Source organism: Microbulbifer sp. ABH2_005 (genome assembly GCF_056160005.1).
Map to the genome: position 1 here is coordinate 3,254,249 of NZ_JBSWWI010000001.1, position 23,106 is coordinate 3,277,354.

Sequence of the window (23,106 nt, forward strand, 5' to 3'; positions counted from 1 at the left end):
ACCTCTACTGAACACCTTTAATTGCTGATCCAATTTACACAAAAAGAGGCCACTCATATAAACGACCAACCAAGTAAAATATATTAATCAATAAATTAGCACCTCCAAAAATGGCAAGACTAAAATTAAGCACACTTGACTTTACGAAAATCTTTTTAAAATAAGAGGACATCAATCAGGCCTCTAATGACAAACTGACGCTTAACATATGACGATTGATTAAAATTAACCTACCGAAGATCTGGAGCAACTTTCATTGAAAACCAGCTGAAACTTTTACTGAGCGATCGCTATTAGTCCATATTTGTTTTAATCGCAGCTACAACTCACCTTGAGATTCCGGCCCAACAGCCTCAAGAGAAACCCGAGCTACTTAAAGTAAATTTACTCTAGGGCACCATTCAATAAATATCATGCCGTTTCACTTTCCACTATTACAAAAATCAAGCATCAAGATTAAAAAACGAAGAAAAAATAAATTTTTCACTAATTAATTTACCTTCTCAACAGTCCATAAACCATCAATCATATTGCAATAAAATACATGTCACGCTTCACAGAATAACGGAAATGCCTCTCTATAATTCGCTCGATTTTATAAAAGTACAACGTGTAAAGTGGGTCTGATATGAATGATTCCTTCAAACTAATAACAGCTATCTGTTTATCCGCCCTCCTGGCTGCCTGTTCAGGTGGCGGGGGTGGTTCCGACAATGACAATAAAGGCATTCCTGAGGTTAGTGATGGTGGAGAGATGAACCAAAATCCCAATCCCAATCCCAATCCCAATCCCAATCCCGATCCCGACCCTGATCCCGACCCTGATCCCGACCCTGATCCCGATCCCGATCCCGATCCCGATCCCGATCCCGATCCCGGTCCCGATCCCGATCCCGATCCCGATCCCGGTGAAGATGGTTCCTTTGAACTCTCTTTGGAACAAAAACGTATCATGTTAGACACTCACAATGAGTACCGGGAGAGATGCGCGAAGGGTGAATCTGGAGAAGGTAACGGCCCAGAATCTGCTGGTAATATGCAGACCCTTTTTTGGGACGATGCTTTGGCAAAAATGGCCAAAGAAAGAGCATCAGCCTGCTATTTTGGTCACTTAAATGAGGCAGCCGGTATTAGAGAGGCATTTGAAAAAGTTAAAGGTGAAGTATCTTTTGTATTGCCCGCTGGTAGTATTGAAATCGGAGAAAATGTTTCAATTAATATTTTTAATCCACCGGCATCGCAGTATGCTGCCGAGACCTGGGCCGGCTCAGTTAAATCTTGGTATGATGAAAGCTATGGGTATGACTGGGATAATGAATTCTGCCATGCAGAAACATGTGGCCATTGGGCCCAGGTATGCCATGGAGAAACCCGTTATGTTGGCTGTGCTGTAGCGGAATGCGATAGCATTATTGGTTCTAGTAACCCTGCCTATAACGATGGCGCACATGTGGTGGTATGTAATTACTTCCCCTCATTAGATAAGAGCCGACGTATTCCTTTCACCAACGGCTGGGGATATGAAACCTGTAGAACGTGCCAAAACTACGACCTTCCCTACTGTGTTGATAACATGTGTACAGGAGGGATAGCCAAAGATTGGAATGCCTCAGAAAAAAGAAATAAGAATGTAGATCAGTGTACCGATGGCTTGGGCAGAGATATAGTACCTTGTAGCTTTTACGATAATGAGGGTGCTCCCCCCCAGGTAACAGGGTTCAAATATAAATACTCTGAAGGAAAAGTAATATTATCATGGAATGAAGCCATTAAAAATGGTGGCACACATCACTATAAGATATTCCGCGATGAGGAGTTTATAGGTAAAACTCGTCACTTGACCTACAGTGACTCTGATTTAGGTCAGGAAAAAAAGTATAGATATAAAATAATTGCTGTGGATCATGCTGATCAAAGAAGTCAGCCAGCATTTCTGGATATAGTTGTTGATTAACTTTGCAAGGGCCTAATATAGCATTTGATGCCTCAAGGGGCCAAGAAGGTTATTAGGGCCTACCTACTTCAATTATCAAAGATAGAATAGTGAATGTAGGCAGGCCCTAGTAAGAGTCTCAAGTGTTGTTCTTCGTAAGAAAAATTGCAGCCAATATCAATTGGCTCAATGCGTACCTTGATGATCTGACTTATTAACTCACCGATCTCTAACTACTAATAACTATTTTATCTGTCATAGAGGACCATAGTTTTAGCTTTTCCATAGTCAGAATTCTTTATGGCGGCTCTAAAGGATCTCTGAAGAATACGGTAGATTTTCCTTACCCGATGGGTAATAGGGAGCTATAGACGGTATCCTGCTTCGGCAAAGGTGACTTGATGTATGATCTATCATAGCCTTGACTGAAAACCGAATACAATTGGATTTGATTCAAATTATTGAGGCCCCTTAGATAAGAAGGTAGCCTCCATGATAACTACCTCAATGTAGTTATCATGGCAGGGGTTTAGTGCCTACTAACACTTTAAGATAAGAGAATAAATAAACTAAAGCACGTCATCTAAGTGTTGTAAGAAGGGTACTATTGTTTGATTCCTCACATCCTGACTCATATCTCGACCGATACTCGTATGATCCAAATTTACCCATCTCTGTGAATACCATCCCAGGTCAGTATCTTGAGCCGTATAAGCAAAAGAGTGAACCCCAGATAATTCAATGACCTCAGCCCCACCAGTCAACTGCCTAAGATATAAATTATCTTTGTAAGGAAATTGTGTATTGAGATCAGTGTAATAGCTTAAGTAACTAGAATTCATGGGGTTACGATGGAATGAAGAAGTTACTCCCAACTCATTTTGGGTCCATTTACAAACACCATCAAAACTGTGTACAACAGTTCGTATATTCCGAAAATCGGGATCAGCTCGCATAGCTTTCGCCAATCTCATCACGAGACAACCACCCCGAGAAGAACCCGCCAAGTAAATAGTCTCTAGATTGGAGGCATAAGCCTTTGACTTAAGCCAACTGAGGTATGCCTTTTCTATACGAGACTTCTCATTACCACTAATCATCTGGTTAAATTGCGTATCAAAAGCAATCGCCAAGAAGGTCTCATCTGTTGGAAAATGCTCTGAATCTAGCAACTGTCGAGCAAGTGAACGTCCATCTATACTGCGAGAGCAAGATCTCTTTAGTACTCCACAGTCTTTTTTATAGCCAGCCTTCTGGCCTGTCACAGAACTTTCTGCACCATTTCCTGGTGGCTGTTGTCCTGCAGCAATAAATACTAAGTTTTTTACTTTATCGCGTGCTGGGTTTTGCACTCTAGCAATCTGAGTATGAAGTTGACGGCTATTACTAACACCCTCTATCTCCCAGGCTCGATACTCAGATAGGGTGTCTTGTTTAAGGCACCAAAATTCCTGGCAATACCGAACCCGCTCCAAATTCACCGAAAAATCCGACTTTGACTCGAAAGCTTGAGTCTGGACAGAATTAAAAGCAATCAACAGCCAAAATAATTTTTTTATTATTTGAAATTTCATTATTCACCAATAGTGTACTTTAACAATCTAATGATCCATGGAGGCCCAAACCTCATATAGCCCTAATTACTGCCTTTAGCAATGAAGTAGACCGCAATTGAATAACTATACTACTCCAAGCGAAAGAGCCATCCATGGCTCTCACTGTAGCAGTTACTACTCAACGGTTTCTGGATTATTTATATTCTCGGCATCAGATTTAGAAACATCAACATGCCGGAAAACTATTCTATCTACCTTAAATTTCTGTGAACGGCCTGACATCACTAGCTTATAGGTTTCGCCTGCTCTTAGCTTATAAACGGCGACACGTTTATTATCATGACCACCAGGATCAAATTTATTGCCAGATTCCCAGATAAATTTATTATGTTCTCCACCAAAGAATTTTGTATCTTTTTTTAATAGTTCCAGAGGAGCGTCTTTACCGTGACTATTCCCAGCATTAGGTCCCGCCTCATAATTTCCTTCAAGTCGAAAGTAAGCGTCATTTGCTAGGTCTGTACGAAACTCACCCTCATACACTAAGTTTTCTTTCGCAGCGTGCAGATGCAAATAGTACAAACCACTTCTTGTTATATTGAAAGTGTACTCCAAAGGAGATTTTGGTGGGCCGTTTAGTGGCGTATTACCATTAAACTCAAGATAACCGCTCCCTGTATGGCCGCCAATATCATTTTTCTTGATCCATTCATCTAGATTTGAGTAGGTATTTTCAGCCTCCATAATTACCAGGCCGTTTTGTTCCGTGTAGTCACCTTCAGGTTGATCTGGGTTTAACTTATCAAAATTCCACCTCGGGCCAATATGGCCACACCCTTCTTTACCTATATCCACACGACCTGGACAGTAATCCTCATCACCGGCATCATTTGCCGGGCCGTTGCCGCACTGAATATCATTGTATTTGGGACGGCCAGCCGATCCTGGGCCAGGGCCAATTAAGTCACAAGCTGCTTTAACCGTTATTGTTCCATGGTCGGTCGAAACCATAATATCGGCAATATTGTGGTCAAAAGTTGACTCACAAAAACATTGATCCCCAATAGAATAACTATCCATCCAATTAGTTTGAGGTTCGAGTAAAACATCATTAGGGTTAATTGGTAGAACTTTTACAATATCTGGGTGAACATTGCTATTTATACCTTCCGCTTTGATGACTACTGCCCAGTCCTGGTTAGCTTCTGTTGGGGCAGTGCCAATACTATGAGTACCTATTCCGTCAAGTTGATTACCCGTTGTCAACTGGCCGCTTCTTGGATTGAACCAGTAAACCTTATAGGTATCCTCATTTGGAATCTCTATATTCGTTGTGCCACCTTCACGCAAGTAAACTAGATAAATATTACCGCTATCTGAAAGCACCCAATCGTTATTGGTTGAAGTTACTTCATTATCCACATTCAAACTGTGTAGATTAACTTCAAGTTGATTTTGCAAAATATCGTTAAAGAATTTAACAAAGTGGCCAGTTTGCTCCCAATGGTTGTCAAACTCCCTTAAGTTCTCTACCGCTAAGTCATACGCGTGGCCGGAATTAGGATTTTTTAAGTACCACTCAAATCCTGCACCACCTCCCATAACACTGCCCCACATCCAGTTGACCCTCTGAACTTGGGTAACCTCAGAATGGGGCACAGGCGCTTGCCCGCCGGAAGCTTCAGTGAAAGTAACATACCAAAGATGGTTATTATTCTGGGATTCAGTCAGCCACTTTCTACTCATCTGATAAGGGGCATTGCGATGGTTCGCATCGCTAGGAATATTATCAATTTGAATACTCGGTCCATCAAAATTACTATTTCCCAACAATGGCCGATAGTGCTGATCCCATTGGCCACCATACGTATGAAGCAGGGTGGGATGATCGTAGGGGTCTACATCCTTTAAATATTTAGCGATTGCCTTGTGTTGCTCTTGGCTAAGAGTGCTCTCCTCACCCATATTCCATTGTAGTGCCGGGTGATGTCCAAAGCGGGAAATCATCTCCCGGTAATATAGTTTACGTTCGAGCCCTAAATTACCGTTATTCAGAACTTTATTATTCTCTGTTTCCTGCGTCATAAAGTGAATCAGCATGCCTTTACTGGTCATGTGATCCATTGCGACTTCCCACTGGTCTAATTTGCTGACATCAAAAGCCCGATGGTTACCATCATATACCGTCCAAGGATGGGCATCGCAACCATCACCACTCTCGGTGTTTGCCATGATATAAATTGCGTTGACATTTTTTTCAGCTATATAATTCACTAAACCAATAAGACTTTTTCCTTTACCATCTTTCCAGGTAGGGTCTCCATTATTCCAATCACCAAGGTGGGGCTCAAAACTATGTAATATGCCTTTGCAGGAATTTACGTTATAGTGTTTTTCTGTATTATCAAAGCCTGAATAACCAAAAATATTTTCAGGGCTATCCATTCCACCTTCTATATATACCGACTTATCCCCCAGATGCTGCAAGTAGCGGGTTCCTTTTTTATGTACCAGTAATCCCTTACTCCTCATATCAAGCTCAGGTGCTGTGGATTGTAATACTGGGAAATAACCACTTTCACCATCAAATGAAATCGCATTACCTGCATTTGTATCTAGATCAACCGCAACCTGGCTCCCTTGTCTCATAGATATATCGAAGAACCATTTACCTGAAGTTGGCGGTGAAAAGTAGGCACGCCACTTAGTTCCTTCAGTTGCACCTGTATTTGCTGAATTGCCATCAGCGGCGAAATGTCCAGGCACTGTGTAAGACAAGTCACCTTGTGTAAATATCACGTTATATCGATAATCGGTAAACGTAGCATCATCATTTTCTGATGCATACAAATCATCACAAGTGATCGTTATACGGTGCCACTTTTCCAGCGTACCGGAAACAGTACAATGTTCACTATGGCCGATATCATCCGGGTCAACTGGACCCGGAGGATCTGTTGGATCTGGGTCTGGATCTGTAGGATCGGTTCCATCATTCTGCTTTACAGTAAATGTAATTGAGGCACTGGTTCCGGCAGTGCCTGCCCCATCATCCAGAGAATAAGGTGTTGCGGTAAGGGTGTAAGTTCCAACTGCGGGGGTCCAATGATTAAAATCACCCTGATCATCACCAAATAGAGCATAGGGCGAGACATTTTCAGTCATATTGTGCGTCTGAGCCCCTGCCAACTCAAATATTACACTCTCTGCCTGATCACTATTTGCCCTAATATTTAACTGGCTTCCAACCTGGCTTAGATATATCTCTGCACCATCGGTAAGTGAAAAAATATCCGAGTTGCCCTGTGAATTGACCAGAGTGAAAGACGATATTACCAATCCATTCCCAGGGTCCGTTATATCAGAACCTATCGAAGGAGGCGGGCTCTCATTATCAGACTCCCCAGATGACGAATCACCACCACAACCAGCCAATGTGGCGGTAATCAGAAGTGCCAAAGGCAATCTACTGTTATACATTTCCAGTTTTCTCTACTTTAGAAGTAAACAATTATTTACTAATTACAGGATTTAATGGGCATATTAATATTGGCTACAGTATGCAGCGCCGGCCAGATACTAAATCGCGCAGATACATACCGACCGTGAATTCAGTCACATGCAATAAGGACTAGTTCCACAGCTTATAGATTGGCGAAAAAAACTATTTTTTTTCATTTTTCTCAAACAAGAAGATTTTGATTCACCTTCACTTTAATAGCATTAGAATTACCCTTATCAAATCCTTAAGCTAACCAACAAACCGACCCAAAGATTCTAAATAGAACCAACAGAACAATTAGCCCCAACAAGATAAAATAGTGAGAAATAAGATGAGTAATGCTAAGAAATTATTCGACGGAGCGGGAAACCTGAACGGTGTTATACTTCACTCAAAATACACACCCGCGAGAAAATCTACCTGTTACGGTGGCAGTGATTACCTACCCAGAGAATTCATTTTTTCAAAGCAAATTAAAAGCAATCGCATGATTATTAATATAGAGCTTTTATTTTCATGCCTGATATATATTAAAACCATCTTTAACTTATATCTCAGCGGACTAGATAGATTGGAACACCAACTGCTCCGCAAGGATCAGCTAAAATTGGAAGCGTTACCGCCAGCGTAGTAAAAATTATACTTTGTAAGTACTGGAGGAATTTAATCTCACCAAATCCAAATCGCCAGTCAAAAAAACTGGTTCAAAATCACACTTTAAGTGTTAAATTCATACTATAATGGCACTCTTTTATACATTGGCCTAAGAAATTCACTAAAATAATTTACTCGTCATTTGGCGACCAATTTCATAGATTATTAGCAGTACAAAAAAATCAGTATGACTACCAATAACCAGGAACTTTATGCTTCTGAGCCAACAGGCTTGGCAACTTCCACTTATCGTCACGTACTTTACTGGCAACATCTGGGCTTCCCTATAGATAAGTTAAAGAATATATATGGTGATCATTACTCTCAGTTTCAAAACCTACAACATCGTGTACCAGTAAGGCTAACTGGGCAAGCACTTCAAGAGGTATCCGACTATTTCAGTGATAACACCATAGCGTTTCGTACGGGTCTAGATGTATCAATTTCCAGCATTCAAGCATTTGCCCATGTCTTAATGGCTTGCCCTACTGTTAGAGATCTTGTTAGCCTCGGTACGCAATTCCAACAACTGGGCACGCAAGGCTATCAAGGGTTATTCAGTGAGGGGAAAGAACGCTCCAGCTTTGATATTTTAATTCCTAGCTTTTCACCTCTCACTACACAACAAGTTGAATTGAATATTGGAGTCATTTTTAAGCTAATTTCAGATATTGTTGTCGATTATGAAAGCTGCCTTCCAGTTATCCATTTCGCTCATCATAATTCCGAATTAATGAATAATGCTTCCTCCTTAATTAACATTCCCATTGAATTTGGATATCATAAAAGTTGTATTAGTTTTAACAACTCTATTCTTGATAAACAACTATGCAGCCCAGGAAAATCCTCCCTTGACTTTAATAAGCTAACTGCAAAGAAACAGCTCCAGAAAATGAAGTCAGATGAATCATTACCCAATCGATGTAAAGATATCATCAAAGATTATTTACCAGAGGGCGCGGCCAACCTGGACTTCTTGGCAGACATACTACAAATCAATAAGCGATCCTTACAGATTCGCCTAAATGCACAAAATACATCTTTTCGACGTTTGTTAGATATAGCCCGTAGAGAAAAACTGGATTCATTGGATATCCAGTCCATGGACAAGTTACAAGTCGCAAAAGAATTAGGGTTCTCAACGATTATAGCGTATGAAGAATCTTACAAGCGATGGAAAGACATTTGACCAAGCGTGTCAGACAAAAAAATCAAATAACAGAAAAAACAACACATACCCTTATAAGGCAATCTTATTTAAGCTCTTAAGCCCCAACTATTAATACTACAGTTCACTCAAATACTACTAGCGAGTATGTAAATAACATTTTATCTATATTACTCGCTCCTGTAAATTCAGCTATTTATTCTTCAGTAATTCCTATAGAATTTTTCAGACAATGCTTTCACAACTAAAATTTTAAGATTGGACCTAGGACTAATCTTCTATTTTGAAATTCAAGAGAACATCAATATCTTCATAAATTGAATCAAACATAAATAAGCTACCTTGGAGCAACCAAAATTAGGAGTTTTAAACCACTAATGATTGCCATCAATAAAGGAAATTAACCACCCCAAAATCTAAATACTCACATTTAATAACATTAGTGGTGGTGCACCTCCCCCACTAAACATCGATCAATATCTCCCGGAGCATGCTCTAATTGCCTCAATTGCTTTTGGCTTTCCAATAGCAGAATATTATTCGCTTGGTATTTAGGTTTAAAATCCATTAATTGCTGGTAGGCAGCCTGATAAATACCCTTCGCTTCAGCACTCATCAAAAAATCTGTAATCGTGCTGCTAAACAATAAGCGATGACTGTAAAATGCCCCTTCAAGCTGGGCCCTATGAAGCAAATCAGATGGCTCTGAATAAATATTTCTAGCGCGATAATTTGCAGGAGCATCTATTTTGCATATATTTTCTACATACTGCTTCGACTCAAATTTATATTTGCAGTCAGACTTATAATTCTGCTTCAACCTCTCTATATTCTTTCCAAAATCCGGATCTGACTGACCATAGACAACTCTAGAGACCTCGAGAAAGATCATCATGCCACCACACATCATACAAGGCTCCAGAGTGCTGTAAATCGTCGTATCATTCAGGGAATTAGTCTCTTTCCCTCTACACTTACTGCCAATACATTGCTGCATTAATCGCACTTCAGCATGTTGAGTTTTATCTCGACATAAACCAACCGCATTGCGCTGTACACCTATAATTTTTTCCTGCGCATTGTCATACAGGACTGCCGCAATATTGTAACCGCGTTTCTTCTTTTCCTTTGGGGCTACCCAATCAAGGTAAGCAACCGAGTAAGCAAGCAGCATGAGTATCTCGTCTTTTTCCTGCTGAACAGCTGAACTGGGCTGCAACTCAGCCTGAGCACCCATGGCAATAATCCCGAAATATAACCAGCAAATAAAACGCAACATAAAATGTCCGAAGTATTCTAACGGTTTATAGCCACTCCCTAGCTAGAGCAACCACAGTTTTTACCCGCGCCGGTAACGCCTTGTGGCGACGTGTAATTAAAAATAAAGTCTCAGTGATAGAGTTCGCCAAGCGATGGGGCTTAATTTGCGTAAAATTATGAAAGGCATTGACTGCATGAGCGGGTAATACCGTAAAACCCAAGCCCATACTGACCGGTTCCAAGATCAGGCCAATTTGGTTGCAAAACCCCTTGAGTTTAAACATATCTACATGCTGGAATTCTGAGAAATTTGCCCCCAGTAACAAGCCCGCTTGATGAGCACCATCTGGGTGACCGATATATCCCAACTCTAGCAATACCCTCCAACTCAACTTCTTGACTGACGCTGGGGTCACAAGCAGTAATTCTTCACTACCGAGTGGGTGACTCGCTATTTCCGCCATTGTTGATGGACTAGTCACAAACCCAATGTCTGCCTTATAACCAAGTATGGATTCTTCCACTGCATGATTAGGAGCAAAACGATAGTCTATGGTCAGTTTCGGGTGTTCTCTTTGCAGGTCCAGCAATTTTGGATAGAGCTTTAGACCCACGCTACCTGGGGATTGAACACTCACTTGTCCCTCATAAGCTGGATCTTCGCCAAGTCGTTGGCCAAGCGTGGTGAGGGATTCGACGATATCTTGAGCCTCCAGGTATAGCTTTTCGCCTGCCTCGGTCAGGGTGAATTGTTTCCCCTGCCGATGGATCAGCGCCAAGCCAAGGAAGTCTTCCAGGCGGCGTAAGTGTTGACTAACGCCAGATTGGGTCATATGCAGGTGCTGCGCCGTTTTGGTAAAGCTACCCAGCTCCACTAAAGTGCAGAAACTACGCAGCCACACGGGATTAATCATTACAATAAATACTCAAAAAAATCACAAATCATAATTATACGTAATGATCCAGGCACAGTAACTTATACCGAGAGTAATTTTTGGAGAGCGACTAATGAAGAATGTTTACCCGAGAAACTTTTCCCATATCGGTATTTCAGTGCCAGACCTGGAAGCTGCTGTTAAGTTCTATACAGAGGTTATGGGCTGGTACCTGATTATGCCGCCAACGGAAATCAGTGAAGATCACAGCGCCATTGGCGATATGTGTACTGACGTTTTTGGAGAGGGATGGGGCAGCTTCCGTATCGCCCATGTATCTACCGGCGACCGTATAGGCATTGAATTATTTCAATTTCCCAAGCAAGAAAACCCAGAGAATAATTTTGAGTACTGGAAAACCGGCGTATTCCATTTCTGTGTACAGGACCCCAATCTGGAAGAGCTGGCCGAGCGTATTGTTGCCGCAGGGGGCAAAAAGCGTATGCCAAAACCCCGTTATTACTACCCCGGGGAAAAACCGTATCGCATGATCTATATGGAAGATCCGTTTGGCAATATTCTGGAGATTTACAGCCACAGCTACGAGCTGGTTTATAGTAGCGGCGCCTACAGCTGATCCTGACGAGGACAGGCACCGGTACTTCCGGTGCCACTAGTATCAGCTATTGGATCAGTTACTTACCCAAACAGTTATGAAGGCGAATGCAAGACTTTGTTTTCCGATAGGAAATCGGCAACCACCTTGCCCAGTAATAAGTGCTGATCCTCATCTAGGTGAATACCATCCCGCTCACTGACTTTCACCCATTTATTTGCATCCAAGAATAGAGTTTCCAAATCATGGGAAACTTTTTCTAATTCCTTGGCGTAACCGGCACAGCGCTTTTCAGCGCCCGTAAATTTATAACCAATAATCCCGCAGGGATTAATAATCGTTACAGGGGCAATGATAAGAATCTTAGGCACTGGCATATCAGCCTCAATTGGCGCATTCCGGATTACTGAGACCAGTTTGGCCACGCCCTGGGCAGACATAGAGGCCTTATTATCGTGAGTATCCTGAAAATCATTAGTACCCAACATCAAGATGACACACTGTAATGGAGAGTGCATTTCAATGACCTGTGCCAATCCATCGACACCCCGCCTGCCCTCTCTAAACGGGTCATCCCAAACCGTCTTACGCCCATTCAAACAATTTTCAATCACCCGCACATTATGGTGGTTTTCATTCAGGTGAAACTCCAAAACACCAGGCCAACGCTGGGCAAAAGTCATTCGCTGGCGAGTATCTGGAATGATGCCCCAAGAGACACTATCGGAATAAACCAGAATATTATCCATCTTGCCGACTTCCTTCTTTATATTACGGGAACCAGCCTCCACAGTGAGCCCTGGACATTATGGGCGAACGCATTAACCCCAGGCTAAATTCCAGTCCTCACCAAATCCAAGCTTTAGTATGGCACCGCCAAGTGGGCTATTCCCCTTAAGGTCAAGCGGGAGATGATCAACGCGCCGACACCACAAGCGGCAATAGCTGCTGTCAGCGGCAGAGGGGTACCATCGAAAACCAGGCTGGTTACAACAATAGCCAATGCCCCAAGTAACATTTGCATCGCACCTCCCAGAGCAGCAGCCGTGCCAGCAATGGGCCCATGCTCTTCCAGAGATAAAACCATAGAGGTGGGAATCACCAGCCCCAGGAATATATTGCAGGTCAACAACATAGCCACCAGCAACCAAAATTGATCGAAACCTGAAAAAACAACCATACACATCGTCAAGGAGCCGATAGCAAAACCTGCGGTAGCCCACTTCACCACAGCTACAGAACCAAAACGCGCGCCGAGGTTTGCTGCGAACTGGCTAGAGGTAAAGAAACCCAGCGCATTTAAGGCGAAGGCCAGGCTGAATTCTGTTGGCGTCAATCCGTAAAAATCAGTGTATAGAAAAGAGGCCGTGGCCAGGAAAGAGAAAAAGCTGGCGATGCCCAAACCGCCAATACAAGTCAGGCCTACATACACTGGATCGCGCAACAGCGTGGAAAAAGCCCCGAGCATGGCATTAAAACGAAATGGCACACGGTGCTGACTATGCAGTGTCTCCGGCAAGCTGGTTACCGCCAGGAATAAGCTGGCAAGGGTCAGCAAGGCAATCAGTAAAAACACACTGCGCCAACCAAAGGGGACTATCAAAGTGCTTCCGATCAACGGGGCGAGCATCGGTGATATGGAGATCACCAACATCACTGTGGTCATTAGTCGTGTGGCCTGAGTACCAGTGTAATAATCCCGAATCACTGCCCTGGGAATCGACATCACAGAAGCGGCGCCTACCCCTTGTAAGAACCGCAGGACAATCAGTGCCTCTATTGTGGGGGCCAAGGCACAGCCAACAGAAGCCAGAGTGAAAAGAGTCAAACCAAAATACAGCGGGGGCTTTCGGCCAAACATATCCGACGCTGGGCCATAAAATAGCTGACACACCCCGAAAGCGATAAAATAGGACATCAGCGTGTACTGTGCAGCCTCCACAGGGGCGCCCAAATCCTGAGCAATGTCCGGCAGCGCCGGTAGATACATATCGATGGCAATGGGCCCCACACAGCTCAATAAACCCAGAATGAGCGCCATCTTAATAAAATCCAACTTCATAAAAGCTTCCAAATATCAGGCTCAGGAAATTTAGGAACATCGGGGAAAGAGCGATATGTAAATATTTTTACTTTGACAGGAATAATTTCCGCTGACCCTTTCAAAACTGATCCACTAAGCGTAAAGAATACCTCTCTCTACGTGTTAGATGCGAACACAGCTTTATACACTCAAAAACCACTCAGGTACCTATAGGGCGTGTTGACCATGAAGTCGGACATTAAGATTCAGTGGTGTAACGCTTCCAGTGGCAATGCTAGAGGAAGATAGCGCTTAATTAGTGGAAAACCGGGCATATTTCGATGGCAGCTCTATGACCAATACCTTGGGGCGTTCTATTGATAGGCCCACTCGATCAGCCTATTTGCGTTCAACCATGATTGGTTTAATGAGATAGAAACATGTGTAGGTACTGTATCTCAGCTTCCAAACCTCTAGCTCCTAACAAGAGCAAGAGCTCAAACCGGTTACAGGCCAACTACAAGCAGTGGCACTAGAAAAACGCCGAAGGAGTCATTTGGGACCTAGCTGGACATTGGCCGCAGCAAACGTAGAACGCTTGCCGCTTCGCTCCCGCCGCCGATTAGCCCCCCGACTCCCGCTACGCAGCCGACCTGCGCTCAACCGCCGGCCACAAAAGATCCCCCTTTTTATTGCCCACACTCCCTGCTGGGTGATCACAATGTATCCAGAGGGGGAGCCTGTAAATCAACTATTAAGCGCACTCAAATCCCAACGTCTACGTGCCAGTCAAATCGCTGGCGTCGATGGCCGCAGCGGTGTCCCCAAGCTTGAGGCCGATGAAGTCATTTGTAATAGCATCACGCGCTGGCGCCACTTGTGTGAATTAAAGAATTCTGAAATCGGATGCTATCTGGCCCACCTTCGTGCTATTCGCCAGGCCTATCAGGCCGGCTTACAGCGGGTTTGTATACTGGAAGACGACGTGCTGCTGGAAGACGACTTTGGCAGAGTATTGGCGGAGTTGGAGCGCTTGCCCCCGGAAGTAGAGATGGTCCGTTTAATGGGCTTAAAAGTGAGAAAGCGCAAGATCATCCGGTGCCTAAATGACGGTGTGCACAAGCTAGTTCGACCGGAGCGGGGCTGGTGCGGTGCCCAGGGTTACCTGATCAATCGCGGAGGGATGGAAAAGTTACTCAGTTATGCCAATCGGATTTTCGAACCTATCGATAAAGTCTTTGACCATTTCTGGCAATTTGACCTGAAACTTTATGGTGTCGAACCCCATCTACTGTGGGAAACCGAGCACACTTCCAGCATCGAAAAATCCAACGTTCACAAAGCCAGAGTTTCCCAATGGCTTTACTGGCTGCACCCCTTTGGCAAACTATGGCGCAGTATTGAGCGCCATATCTACTTATACCGCTATAAAAAACAGTTTTATCCGGCAGAGAAACCAAAGCAGCGCCTTGGGCGCACAGCCCGAATAAAGCTTTGAATATACAAGTCGCTAAATATCCCAATAGCGCTGCATTTTCAGGAACATAAAGGAGGCCGTCCAGGTAATCATTACCAGCCCCGTCAGGGCCTCAAGGCCGGCTGTGAAGCGTAAATGCCCAAAGGGCTCAATATCACCAAAGCCCAGTGAGGTGTAGGTGGTAAATGAGAAGTAGGCGCAGTCGAGCAAACTACCATTGAAATTCCCTTCCAGGGTGCCGAAATAAGGCGAGTTCACCATAAAGTAATAGCCATAGGCGAAGAGCCAGATTTCCGCTACGTGAGCCAAAAGGGCACCAAACACCCCCAGCACTATGGCAAAGTTGTGCCGCACCGGTAGCCAGCGCCCGAGGTGCACCAGAGCATTGAGCACTTCGTGATGAATCAACACCACAATCGCAACGATTATGGAGTTCACCGCAAATGCGAAAGCCATTTCAGCGTCGATCATGGAAAAACTCGCGAACCAGTCTCCCCGCCTCTTCAGCCATCACCCCAGACTCCACAGAAATTTTATGATTAAAAAAGCCGGCCTCTGCCAACTTCAGCTGACTTTCAACCACACCCGCACGAGGCTCTTGGGCACCAAAAACCAGACGACTGATACGGGCATGCATCAAGGTTCCAAAACACATGGTGCAGGGCTCGATTGTGACGTAGAGCGTCGTATTGGGCAGACGGTAGTTTTGCTCTGCCTCCGCCGCGCGACGCAATGCGACAATTTCTGCGTGAGCACTGGGATCGCAGTTGCCAATAGGGCGGTTACTCCCTTCGCCAATGATCTTGCCTTCCCGCACCAGTACGGCCCCAACCGGCACTTCTCCACGTTCTGCGGCGAGTTCTGCTAATTCCAGGGCTCTACGCATAAATGTATAGTCTTTGGGTGTCGCCATAATTCTTTCTTAGACCTCTACTACACCGAGTGCCAGCTCACACACAAAATACAGTTTTATCATCTTTACCGGATTACTTTCTCTTGATAAAGCGGCGTAGGATGAAATCCGCTTCAAGTACTAGGCTCTCCTGCCGCTCTAACTCCGCACGTGCCTCTCTATTCCCCTTCCAGGCAAAGGGCGTCATCGCAAGGAAATCCGCAATCGCTTCATGCCCCCGCAACTCAAAAGGAAAGCAGCAGCGCATATCGACCTCGGGGTACAAACCCTCAACCAGTTTTGGCGCTGGATGTTTACGCGGCTCCCGGTAGAGGTGTCCTTTTAAAGTCCAGAGGTGATCCGGGCCGGGTGAGACATCCAGCAAGTGTCCCCCCTCTTTTATTACCCGCAGCATCTCAGCATCTGGTGCCGGCGCGAAAATGCGTAAAAGGTGATCCACGCTATTCGAGGCTACCGGCAGGTTGGCATTACTGGATACAACAAACTGAGCACCGTTATCCGCTTTGGCCGCCATGCGCACACCGGACTTTGAGATATCCACCCCAGCCAACGCATGGCCGTGCCACCCGGCAGACTCCAACTGGCGTAAATAGTAGCCCTCCCCGCAGCCAATATCCAAAAGCCGGCGCCCAGATTGGTAAGGTAACAACGCGGTAATCGCATCCACCAATGGGCGGTAATAGCCCGCCTTGAGAAAACGACGCCGCGCATGCAGCATCTCTGTGGAATCGCCCGGATCTTTGCGCCGCTTGCGATAGACGGGTAACAAATTAACGTAACCCTCCCGCGCGCGATCAAATGTGTGCCGGTTACTGCAGTGCCAGGTATCTTTACCTAGCGTCAATGGCTTTGCGCAGAGAGGACATTGCCAGATCATTCAACTTCCTGAGCTTGTGTATTCTTCATCATCGATGGAGAAGTGCGCTGCAAAATCAGATCCGCCGCCTTCTCCGCAATAGCAATCACCGGCGCATTGGTATTGCCGCTGATCAGGGCCGGCATTATGGAGGCGTCCACAACCCTCAGTCCATCCACTCCATGTACTTTTAACTCCGCATCGACTACTGCAAGATCATCATTGCCCATCTTACAAGTGCCCACCGGGTGATAGATTGTCTCAGCATGCTGACGAATATAGTGTTTGATAGAAGCCTTGCTGCTGAGCTTCTGCTCCGGCAGCCAGAGGCGCTTCTGGTAGCGTTGCAAATCTTCCTGGTGGATGATGTCCCGAGCCATTTCGAATGACTCCAGCATCACCTGCATATCTTCAGGCTCACTCAGATAATTGGGCTGGATACTCGGCAAAGCCTTGGGATCCTCTGTATTGAGGGTTATTTCACCACGGCTTTTGGGGCGCAATGCACAGGCATGCAAGGTGTAGCCATACCCCGGCTGTTTATTGAAACCGTGATCAAAGGATGGCACTGCCGTAAAGTGGAATTGTATGTCTGGGCGGCCGTTGGCCAAGGTTGAGCTCGCAAATCCACCCGCTTCGGCAACATTACTGGTCAGTGGGCCCCGATTCAGGAAGAACCATTCTGGCGTACGCACGGCATGCTTCACTCTCGCCCACAGGTCATTCGAAAAAGTGACTGGGTCTGAGGTCTCCACCACCTGAGAGATATCGAGGTGGTCCTGAAGGTTTTTACCCACCCCAGGCAGGTGGTTCTGCGGAAGAATATCAAACTTACGCAGCTCCTCTTGTGGGCCAATGCCTGAGAGCAATAGTAAGTGCGGGGTCTGTATTGCGCCTGCGCAGAGTAATACCTCCTTATTGGCCAATATTTTTTTCCCACTGAGCAGTTCCACCCCCACAGCCCTGTCACCTCTTAATATCAACCGAGCGACTGGGCTACGCGTGAGCACACGTAAATTGGGGCGCTTTTTTATCGGGTGCAAATAGGCTGCAGCAGCAGAGCAGCGCCGACCTCTGCGCTGTGTTACTTGGTAAAAGCCCACTCCACTCTGTTGGCTGCCATTAAAATCATTGTTTGCCCTGTGCCCAGCAGACTGAGCTGCGCGCAGGAAAGCTTGCCCAGACTCAGTTTTCCACTTCAGATCACTTACAGTGAGAGGACCATAACCACTATGCTGGGCATCACTGCCACGCTCATTGCCCTCCGAAAGAAGAAAGTAAGGCAAAATATCCCGCCATCCCCAGCCTGCATTACCTGCGTTTTCCCAGGCATCATAATCTTCACCTTGACCACGGATATAAACCATCGCATTAATCGCGCTGCTGCCACCGAGGGTACGGCCTCTCGGCCAAAACAATCGGCGCTTGTTCAGGCCTTGCTGTGGTTCAGTGTAATGGTGGAGGTTATAGTCAGTGCCTGACAGCAACATCCCGATACCCAGGGGCATGGATATCAACGGACTGCGATCCGGTGGCCCTGCCTCAAGCAGGCAAACCCGATGCTGCTCATCAGCACTCAGCCGGTTGGCCAATACACAGCCGGCAGAGCCGGCACCTACGATCACATAATCAAACACCATATGAGTGGACATGGGACCTCAGCACCTTTGCAGCTGGATTTCCCTCGACGGTACACTCAACCCCAACAAAATTACAGGGATGAGGGAGTGCAAAGATGAGGGATTGCGAATTCAGCGACAATAAAGTCCTACGCAGCTGGCACAACAATGCCGATGAGTGGGTCAGGGTGATAGATCGAGCGGCAATACCCAGTCGCAAGCTGATTACCGACCGGGCAATTGTTGAGGCTACCCTGGCGCATAATCCCGCCAGCGTACTGGATATTGGCTGTGGAGAGGGGTGGCTCGCCCGACGCCTGTCAGCAGAGGGCATAGAGGTCTGGGGTATCGACGGCGTAGCCGACTTAATTTGTGAGGCCCGGCGCCGGGGGCAAGAACGGCAGCACTTCCACACTCTCAGCTATGAAGCGCTGGGGCCGCAGGCGTTCGAGAGTAAATTCGATTTAATAGTGTGCAACTTTTCGCTGATTGGAGAAGGATCAACCAACGCCGTTTTCAGAAACGCTTGCTCCCTACTGAATCCACAGGGATATCTGCTGGTGCAAACTCTGCATCCCCTACTCTCTTGTGGGGATGAAAATTACCAGGATGGCTGGCGCCCGGGCTCCTGGGAGGGCATAGAGGGTGATTTTCAGGAGGCGGCCCCCTGGTATTTCCGCACGGTGTCCAGCTGGGTTCACCTGTTCATTGAACATGGGTTAGAGCTCACCACCCTGCGTGAACCGATTAATCCCACCAGCGGCAAGCCGGCCTCGCTAATCCTAGCTGGGCAGTTTCGTCTCCAACCCTAGTTTCGCCATCCGTAAGTAGTAGAAATAGGGGCACCCGCTTTTCAGTGCCAGATTATCAGCATAGACGCTTTCAGCGACAACATTTCACGCGTGTCATCAAGCCCCTTATTTAGTCCGGTAAAATACAGCCCTCCAGGCAAGATCAATTTTTCATCAGCTGTGGCGTATCAATATCAAAACAATAATAAAAAAACATTGGCGCTCTCCTACTCACACCCACGACTGCTTGGACAAAAATGGAAAAGAGTCCAATCCATGCGGCTTTCAGGGAAGTTTCCGTCAATTTGAGACTGTCCAGTAAGTGAAGTAGCAGAAGCCGCCTAATTTCCATGGGAAAACGCTTTGAGGTGAATATCCCATAATAAATTCAACGACCGTTTGCGGCCTTCCGAAATGAGATGCAACACTCTGGGGTAGAAAAAATGGCACTCTGCAGTTTCAGAATCAGACCGGGCAAATCCTTACCCAAGGCAGTTGGAATATTTCTATTGCCCACCTGTTGTATCTGCTCTGCCGACGAACTTTTTATCCCCGATTCTCAACAAACCCTAAACATTCAATCGGAAAATTTATTTTTCTCTGACAGCGCCTTCGCCATGGACAATGCCGCGCTACTCCAGGCTGCGGATTATCTCCGCAACAACTCCATGAATAGCACGCAGCGACGCCTCAACTACCAATGGCTGCAAATGCATACCAATCCCAGTGAATTCCGACCAACCACTGGCGGTAAGGCACTATTCAAAATCTTTAAGATCGGACTGGATACCTACAAACAGCGCAACAAGCGCACGGTGCAGAAAAGTATTTTGCGTTACACCACCAACCGGGGAAAGATAGGCAACTCGGTAGATTATGGCATCAACCTTTCTGACGACAAATTCAAGATCTCTTTCGAGTACGAATTTTAAACCTGGCAGACGACTTGCCCTTGCCCTCCCCTAGTTTTGTTAGAATCTCCGCCAATCGATTTTGGCGGAGATAGCCGTGAGCAGCTCAAGTACCCCTTCCTCATTTCCCGAACTTCCAATCGCCAGCGTCGGCCGACGCTTGGCAGCCCTGATGTACGACTTGCTGATCCTGATGGGATTGATGATGGTGTACGGCTTTATTGCACTTCCAGTAGCTTCAGTTTTCGGTGGGTTGAACTGCCAACCTCAGGCTATGGACTACAGCCCCTGTGTCGGCGGCCCGATTTATCAGTTGGGCGCCCTAGCGGTTATTGCCGGGTATTTTTTCTGGTCCTGGCGGGTCGCCGGTCAAACTGTGGGCATGCGTGCGTGGCGCTTGATAGTGGCGAATCCAGATGGCGTACAGCTCACCTGGCGCCAATGTATCCTGCGCGCCATTGTGGCACCCCTCTCTATCGCCTGCCTGGGTCTCGGTTTCTTTTCCGCCTGGGCCCGCTCCGACAAGGCCAGCTGGCATGACCTGATTTCAGAGTCTCAGGTGCGCCTGCTGCCCAAGCGGGAAAAGAAAAAGTAATCTACCTAGCGGGCCCGCTTGAGTAATAGCCAGCCCGCACCAAAGCACAGAAGGACGGGCACCAGTACGGCCAACAGCGGCGGGAAGCCAAATACCAATGAAGAGGGGCCGAGAATTCCCTGCACGGTTTGGAAGATAATCCCCACCATAATCCCGGTAAAAACTCTCAACCCGGTGGTCACCTCGCGCAGGGGGCCAAAGATGAAGGAAATTGCCACCATTACCAAGCTGGCGATGGTTAGCGGTTGCAGAATTTTCTTCCAGAACTCCAACCAGTAGCGGCCGGAGTCTTCGCCTTTGCGATCCAAGTAAGTGCCGTAATCCCAGAGATTGCGTGGGGAAAGATCCGAGGGCAGCGGCACGATGAGGGCAAACAACTCCGGCGAGACCTCCGCTTTCCATACACTGGTTGGCAGGTCCTTACTCTGCGTGTCCTCCTGCAGGAACTGTGTGCTGCGGCTGTTCTTAAGCAGCCACTGCTCATCCTGGAACTGCCCTCGCTCAGAGAACTCCACCCACTTCAGCTCCCGGTTATCCGCAAACTGGTAACGGGTTACCCCATAGAGTTCGCCATCCGGCAGGGCAGCATTAAAATGCACAAACTCGCCGCTATCTTTTAGCCACAAACCGCTTTCAAGACCGCTCGCTTCAAGCTCACCCAGAGCGCGTGCCTTGTTGTTCTCTGCAATCACATTGGTCTTTGGAATCACAAATTCCGCCAGCGCCAAGCCGATAAAAATCAGCAGAATGATCGGTTTCATCACCGCCCAAGCGATACGACCTATAGAGACGCCGGCGGCGCGCATAACTGTCAGTTCGCTGGTACCGGCCAGTGTCCCCAGCCCCACCATACAGCCAACGAGCGCAGAGAAACCCAACTGCTCATAAATGCGCCCTGGCAATCTCCACAGGACATATTGTATTGCCTGGCTAAAGCCGTAATCGTGCTTGAGGTCTCCCAATTGGTCGATAATGGCGGAAATAATATCCAGGCCGAGAATAATCAGTAGCACTACGAAAACCGCTAGGGCAATGGTGCGGCCAATATACATATCCAACTTATACATCGGCCGACTCCTTAACACCTTCCGGCAATGGTTTGGGTTTAGGGCGCCAATTCCTCGCCGCCAGAAGCAATAACCCAATCAGTAGGAAGGGGGGGTGTACCAACCAGATCACCGCGGGGTTGGCAAACTTGCCATCCTCTACAGCTCCGCGAACCCCCTGCAGAACCACCAGGTAAATGAGGTATAGGAGTATCGCGGGGAACATCTTGATAAAGCGTCCCTGACGGGGATTAGTTCGGGATAGCGGTACTGCCAGCACCGCAACCACCAGCACCAATACCGGCAAACTCAAGCGCCAGTAGAGGTAGGCCGTCTCCCTGGGGTTGTCACTGCCAATCAGCTGCGTAGTGGGGGCCGACTCAATTTGGTCGCGCCAACGGCTGCGCAACCGAGGTGGTTCCATGAGTACCTCGTAGCTGGAAAACGACATCTGCCGGTATTCACGCTGTCCCGGCACGCCCTCGTAACGATAGCCATCGCGCAGAACCAAGTAGCGCAACCCCGTTTCGGGATCGATTTGTTGGACCCCCTCCTTGGCACGAATAACCACCTGATGGTTCGCTTCTGTTTCTTCTTCTGTGGCCCTCAATTCGGCGAGGAACACCCCCAGCATGGTCGACTTATCCTCGCTCAGGGCCTCGGCGTAATACACCGCCTGGCCTCCGCTGGTGGAAATAAATTTCTTCGGAATCAGGTGATCAAATTCATTGCGGGACTTTTCCGCATTGAGCATCAGGTTGGAACGCTCTGCACCGGCGGGTGTCAGGTACAAACTCATTGAAGCCACAAACAGGGCCACCGCCATAGCCGGTGCCAGGGTGTAAAACAGCAGGCGCCATTCGCTGAAACCACAGGCGTGCAGCACTGTCATTTCACTCTCTACATAGAGACGCCCATAGGCCAAAAGAATCCCGACAAACAACCCCAACGGCAATATCAATTCAAGGAATCCCGGCAGGCGGTAGGCCATCAGGGAAAAAAGAATATTAGCCGAAAGGTCCCCTGCGGCGGCTTCCGCAAGGTATTTCACAAATCGGCCACTCATCACCATTAATAGCAAAACAGCGCTGACTGCCAGCGTGGCAAACAGCAGCTCGCGGCAGAGATAGCGGAAAATAATCACAGGGCGAACGAATTCCTTGGTGACTGCGGTGTGATGAAATTGGACTCCAATCGAACAAGTTTCCTACCGGGTACAGCAATCCATAGACGGGCAGGTTACACTTGTGCGACGCATTATCACTAAAAATTCTTGCTATGTCTCGGTTCAGAGCCATGCAATCTATTGTC

General features: G+C 46.7%; 19 protein-coding genes. 7 read left to right on the top strand and 12 right to left on the bottom strand.

The genetic code is table 11. The features are described from left to right. The first annotated feature begins 628 nt into the window (after nt 1–628). Nucleotides 629–1,954: a CAP domain-containing protein gene (locus ACXAFI_RS14210; protein ID WP_475109332.1), complete on the top strand. Its 1,326-nt coding sequence runs from the start codon at nt 629–631 to the stop codon at nt 1,952–1,954. Nucleotides 1,955–2,502: 548 nt separating this feature from the next. On the opposite strand, the gene ACXAFI_RS14215 is transcribed toward ACXAFI_RS14210, so the two are convergent. Beyond that, nucleotides 2,503–3,507: a hypothetical protein gene (locus ACXAFI_RS14215; protein WP_475109333.1), complete on the bottom strand. Its 1,005-nt coding sequence runs from the start codon at nt 3,505–3,507 to the stop codon at nt 2,503–2,505. Nucleotides 3,508–3,663: 156 nt separating this feature from the next. Further along, nucleotides 3,664–6,969 carry a DUF5060 domain-containing protein gene (locus ACXAFI_RS14220; RefSeq protein WP_475109334.1) on the bottom strand — a complete coding sequence of 1,102 codons (3,306 nt, stop codon included), beginning with the start codon at nt 6,967–6,969 and terminating at the stop codon, nt 3,664–3,666. A gap of 863 nt (nt 6,970–7,832) precedes the next feature. On the opposite strand from ACXAFI_RS14220, the gene ACXAFI_RS14225 reads away from it, so the two are divergent. Continuing rightward, the gene (locus ACXAFI_RS14225; RefSeq protein WP_475109335.1) at nt 7,833–8,834 is read left to right on the top strand and encodes an AraC family transcriptional regulator ligand-binding domain-containing protein; all 1,002 of its coding nucleotides are present in this window, start codon (nt 7,833–7,835) and stop codon (nt 8,832–8,834) included. 418 nt (nt 8,835–9,252) lie between these two features. On the opposite strand, the gene ACXAFI_RS14230 is transcribed toward ACXAFI_RS14225, so the two are convergent. Both ACXAFI_RS14230 and ACXAFI_RS14235 read right to left on the bottom strand, forming a co-directional pair. Next, nucleotides 9,253–10,092, bottom strand: coding sequence for a nucleoside deaminase (locus ACXAFI_RS14230; RefSeq protein ID WP_475109336.1), 840 nt, complete (start codon nt 10,090–10,092; stop codon nt 9,253–9,255). A 25-nt stretch (nt 10,093–10,117) separates the two neighbouring features. Continuing rightward, nucleotides 10,118–10,987 (bottom strand): LysR family transcriptional regulator, encoded by an 870-nt coding sequence (locus ACXAFI_RS14235; RefSeq protein ID WP_475109337.1) that lies wholly within the window; start codon nt 10,985–10,987, stop codon nt 10,118–10,120. Between the two features lie 94 nt (nt 10,988–11,081). Here ACXAFI_RS14235 and ACXAFI_RS14240 point away from each other — a divergent pair, with 94 nt between their 5' ends. Next, nucleotides 11,082–11,585 carry a lactoylglutathione lyase family protein gene (locus ACXAFI_RS14240; protein WP_475109338.1) on the top strand — a complete coding sequence of 168 codons (504 nt, stop codon included), beginning with the start codon at nt 11,082–11,084 and terminating at the stop codon, nt 11,583–11,585. A 74-nt stretch (nt 11,586–11,659) separates the two neighbouring features. On the opposite strand, the gene ACXAFI_RS14245 is transcribed toward ACXAFI_RS14240, so the two are convergent. Together ACXAFI_RS14245 and ACXAFI_RS14250 are read right to left on the bottom strand one after the other, a co-directional pair. Beyond that, nucleotides 11,660–12,313 carry an SGNH/GDSL hydrolase family protein gene (locus tag ACXAFI_RS14245; protein ID WP_475109339.1) on the bottom strand — a complete coding sequence of 218 codons (654 nt, stop codon included), beginning with the start codon at nt 12,311–12,313 and terminating at the stop codon, nt 11,660–11,662. Nucleotides 12,314–12,426: 113 nt separating this feature from the next. Next, entirely contained in the window at nt 12,427–13,626 is a 1,200-nt protein-coding gene (locus ACXAFI_RS14250; protein ID WP_475109340.1) for a multidrug effflux MFS transporter, read from the bottom strand. 682 nt (nt 13,627–14,308) lie between these two features. Here ACXAFI_RS14250 and ACXAFI_RS14255 point away from each other — a divergent pair. Further along, complete coding sequence (locus ACXAFI_RS14255) at nt 14,309–15,085, top strand: glycosyltransferase family 25 protein (RefSeq protein ID WP_475109341.1); 777 nt, start codon at nt 14,309–14,311, stop codon at nt 15,083–15,085. 12 nt (nt 15,086–15,097) lie between these two features. Here the strand turns inward: ACXAFI_RS14255 and ACXAFI_RS14260 are convergent, their stop codons facing one another. The 4 genes from ACXAFI_RS14260 to ACXAFI_RS14275 form a co-directional block, all read right to left on the bottom strand. Next, a complete protein-coding gene (locus ACXAFI_RS14260) occupies nt 15,098–15,535 on the bottom strand; it encodes an ion channel (protein ID WP_475109342.1) in 438 nt (145 codons plus the stop codon). Continuing rightward, nucleotides 15,522–15,977 (bottom strand): tRNA adenosine(34) deaminase TadA, encoded by a 456-nt coding sequence (gene tadA / locus ACXAFI_RS14265; protein ID WP_475109343.1) that lies wholly within the window; start codon nt 15,975–15,977, stop codon nt 15,522–15,524. Before tadA ends, ACXAFI_RS14260 begins: the two co-directional genes overlap by 14 nt. 73 nt (nt 15,978–16,050) lie before the next feature. Further along, nucleotides 16,051–16,854, bottom strand: a complete 804-nt coding sequence (locus ACXAFI_RS14270; RefSeq protein ID WP_475109344.1) for a putative RNA methyltransferase — start codon at nt 16,852–16,854, stop codon at nt 16,051–16,053. Beyond that, entirely contained in the window at nt 16,851–18,485 is a 1,635-nt protein-coding gene (locus ACXAFI_RS14275) for a GMC family oxidoreductase (RefSeq protein ID WP_475109345.1), read from the bottom strand. Before ACXAFI_RS14275 ends, ACXAFI_RS14270 begins: the two co-directional genes overlap by 4 nt. Before the next feature lie 83 nt (nt 18,486–18,568). Here ACXAFI_RS14275 and ACXAFI_RS14280 point away from each other — a divergent pair, with 83 nt between their 5' ends. From ACXAFI_RS14280 to ACXAFI_RS14290, 3 genes are all read left to right on the top strand, one after another. Continuing rightward, entirely contained in the window at nt 18,569–19,264 is a 696-nt protein-coding gene (locus ACXAFI_RS14280; RefSeq protein ID WP_475109346.1) for a class I SAM-dependent methyltransferase, read from the top strand. Nucleotides 19,265–19,752: 488 nt separating this feature from the next. Then, a complete protein-coding gene (locus tag ACXAFI_RS14285) occupies nt 19,753–20,175 on the top strand; it encodes a hypothetical protein (protein ID WP_444921304.1) in 423 nt (140 codons plus the stop codon). A gap of 76 nt (nt 20,176–20,251) precedes the next feature. Beyond that, nucleotides 20,252–20,749, top strand: a complete 498-nt coding sequence (locus ACXAFI_RS14290; protein ID WP_152452071.1) for an RDD family protein — start codon at nt 20,252–20,254, stop codon at nt 20,747–20,749. A gap of 5 nt (nt 20,750–20,754) precedes the next feature. Here the strand turns inward: ACXAFI_RS14290 and lptG are convergent, their stop codons facing one another. Together lptG and lptF are read right to left on the bottom strand one after the other, a co-directional pair. Next, nucleotides 20,755–21,816 carry an LPS export ABC transporter permease LptG gene (lptG, locus tag ACXAFI_RS14295; RefSeq protein ID WP_475109347.1) on the bottom strand — a complete coding sequence of 354 codons (1,062 nt, stop codon included), beginning with the start codon at nt 21,814–21,816 and terminating at the stop codon, nt 20,755–20,757. Further along, complete coding sequence (lptF, locus tag ACXAFI_RS14300; protein WP_152452067.1) at nt 21,809–22,939, bottom strand: LPS export ABC transporter permease LptF; 1,131 nt, start codon at nt 22,937–22,939, stop codon at nt 21,809–21,811. The genes lptG and lptF overlap by 8 nt, the downstream gene beginning before the upstream one ends. Nucleotides 22,940–23,106 lie beyond the last annotated feature (167 nt).